The 2,119-nt window shown below is 39.6% G+C and carries 4 protein-coding genes; all 4 read right to left on the bottom strand.

All coding sequences use genetic code 11. From position 1 onward, the window contains the following. Positions 1-534 precede the first annotated feature (534 nt). The 4 genes from PX481_RS12365 to PX481_RS12350 all read right to left on the bottom strand — a co-directional run bounded on the left by PX481_RS12365 (position 535) and on the right by PX481_RS12350 (position 1,785). Positions 535-789, bottom strand: coding sequence for a type II toxin-antitoxin system PemK/MazF family toxin (locus tag PX481_RS12365; protein ID WP_223213016.1), 255 nt, complete (start codon positions 787-789; stop codon positions 535-537). Beyond that, a complete protein-coding gene (locus PX481_RS12360) occupies positions 776-982 on the bottom strand; it encodes a hypothetical protein (RefSeq protein ID WP_002760310.1) in 207 nt (68 codons plus the stop codon). Before PX481_RS12360 ends, PX481_RS12365 begins: the two co-directional genes overlap by 14 nt. Positions 983-1,292: 310 nt before the next feature. Next, positions 1,293-1,538, bottom strand: coding sequence for a DUF2442 domain-containing protein (locus tag PX481_RS12355; protein WP_043997139.1), 246 nt, complete (start codon positions 1,536-1,538; stop codon positions 1,293-1,295). A gap of 7 nt (positions 1,539-1,545) precedes the next feature. Next, a complete protein-coding gene (locus tag PX481_RS12350) occupies positions 1,546-1,785 on the bottom strand; it encodes a DUF4160 domain-containing protein (RefSeq protein WP_002760312.1) in 240 nt (79 codons plus the stop codon). Positions 1,786-2,119 lie beyond the last annotated feature (334 nt).

The raw sequence follows: 2,119 nt of genomic DNA, 5'->3' as shown, positions 1-2,119 counted from the left end.
TAGACCTCGACCTAATATTATCTCAAGACCAAAAGTCTTTCTAGTTAAGGAATCTACCCGAATAAAAATTATTTTAATTGCCTCATATTTTTTCAGTGAAATTGAATTAGCAACGATAGATATACATTTCAGTTATCGAACTACTTAATTAGTACACAAGCTAAAAGCAAGCTGTGACTGGGTTATAATTTTTGAAGATGTCTATTATTCCCCCTGTAATTTTTCGGGCTGTGTATATGGTCACGATCCAATGACGACTAAGAGCAGATTGGGAAACCACCACCACAATTAAAAATCGTCCCGTCCGAATCGTTGAAAACCACTTAGAAAATAACAACGCCTTTTCATCGCGATCGCTAGAACGGATTAAATCTGGATCGGCTAAAGTCTGGGCTAATTGCTCCTCATCCAGTGCGATCGCCCTCTTCTTGTTAATTAAACTTTAAAACCGCGATCGTCTAAAATTGAGGTTTAATATAATCGTCCCAAACTTTAAGTAGATGGACAGCATCTTCATTTGAAATCCTTCCCAATTTAGCAAGCAGTAAGTTTTTTTTCCAAGCAATCAAGACGGGATAAACGTACAGTAGAGGGAACCCTCAAACCACTATTGGCCCAATCTTTTAATAATATGTCTGTTTGTGTTCGGGGCATTGCTGAGGTCACTGCCGTTACAATAACGTCATCTCCATCAACCCAAAGAATCAACACAGGTCTTTTTTTTGATGATGTACCATCAGTAAATAGAATTTTGGCAACCCAGAACTCACCTCCTTTAATAATCGTCATATAAACCTTCGTCTTCTGGGGCATAACTATTCAAAAAAGAAGAATGAAGGCGATCGCTAACTAAGGTTTTGGGCTGAATAGTAATCACCCACTTCCCTTTACCAATTCCTTGCACAATAGAACTGGGAAGATTGAGTTGCTCCCCTTCTTCAATTTCTACTTCAAAAGCTAATTTTAATAACTGATTTTTCATAAAGCAAAAGCACCTATAATATTGGAGATATTAGCACAGCGCGTAGAAGCATCAGCGATCGCCATCATCAAAAGTGAAAATGACTCGGCTTTGCAATAAAGCATAAGCTAACTGTTCCTCATCAGAAGCCCCAATCAGTCCTTCCTCTGAAGAGATTGTAACATCAATCCCTCACATTCTTAAACCTTTGGCGATCGCCTTAGAAACCCTTTCATCCAGTGCGATCACTATCTTCTTGTTAATTAAACTTTAAAACAGTGCGATCACCTACGCAAATCCGTCTTACGGTTGCTTGAACTATCAAAACAGATTAGAAAGGCGGTAACTGAAAATGACCAGCGACAATCCCCGGAACGGTAATATCCTCATCTAATTCTTCCCACCGTAGAGCATAGCCGTTGACTTCAACCTTAACCGCCGCCAATTGCTCATTCGTTGCTTGTTTCAAAATGCGGAAGCGATCACTAGGAAAACCGATAATACGTCCATCACTGAGTTCAACGTATATCATGCGTTCTTCTGCCCAGGCTCGAATGGCGGCAGGCTCAACAGTCATTATAGGATTAATGTTTGTGGAAATCACGATAAGCACTCCTTAAAAGGTCTTGATTTTTATAAACTAGCCTCTCTACTTCCCGTAGCTCATGGGAAGGAATACCACGATTGGAAGCTAAAATGATTATCGGTTCAAGCCAAAATTTACATTCACCATCAGGAGAACGTACATGAATATGTAGCGGTTCGGAACCTTCATCGGAATAGAAGTGAAACCGAAAATGTCCAATTCTAATGACCGTTGGCATTCAGTGAAATTCGTAATCATTGAGAGTTGCTGGTTCTTTATTATAGTCGGAAATTGTAGCGATCATTGTCGCACGCCAATCAGACCGATAAGGACTTTCAGAGCGCTCGCCAATCGCGTAGGGTGCAATTAACGCACCTTTTTATTTTTATTGGCTTATTATATGCGTTCTTTATCGAAAGCCTCAATTAATAGGCTCTTCTGGTTTCTGTGTGGAAACGAGGTCTATACTGATAGTTTATTTAACCAAATAGTCCTAAAAGTCTTTCCCAGTAAACATTTCACGATTTCATAAGCAAAAATTATCACACAAAGTCGAGAAGAGCCTGACGGCT

This window comes from Microcystis sp. M53603_WE2, from assembly GCF_030065435.1.
This window is presented reverse-complemented; position numbering and strand designations above follow the sequence as displayed.

What these genes read in the sequence shown, in the direction of transcription:
- PX481_RS12365 (WP_223213016.1), bottom strand. Translation starts at nt 789, where the DNA reads ATGACGATTATTAAAGGAGGTGAGTTCTGGGTTGCCAAAATTCTATTT.
- PX481_RS12360 (WP_002760310.1), bottom strand. Translation starts at nt 982, where the DNA reads ATGAAAAATCAGTTATTAAAATTAGCTTTTGAAGTAGAAATTGAAGAA.
- PX481_RS12355 (WP_043997139.1), bottom strand. Translation starts at nt 1,538, where the DNA reads ATGACTGTTGAGCCTGCCGCCATTCGAGCCTGGGCAGAAGAACGCATG.
- PX481_RS12350 (WP_002760312.1), bottom strand. Translation starts at nt 1,785, where the DNA reads ATGCCAACGGTCATTAGAATTGGACATTTTCGGTTTCACTTCTATTCC.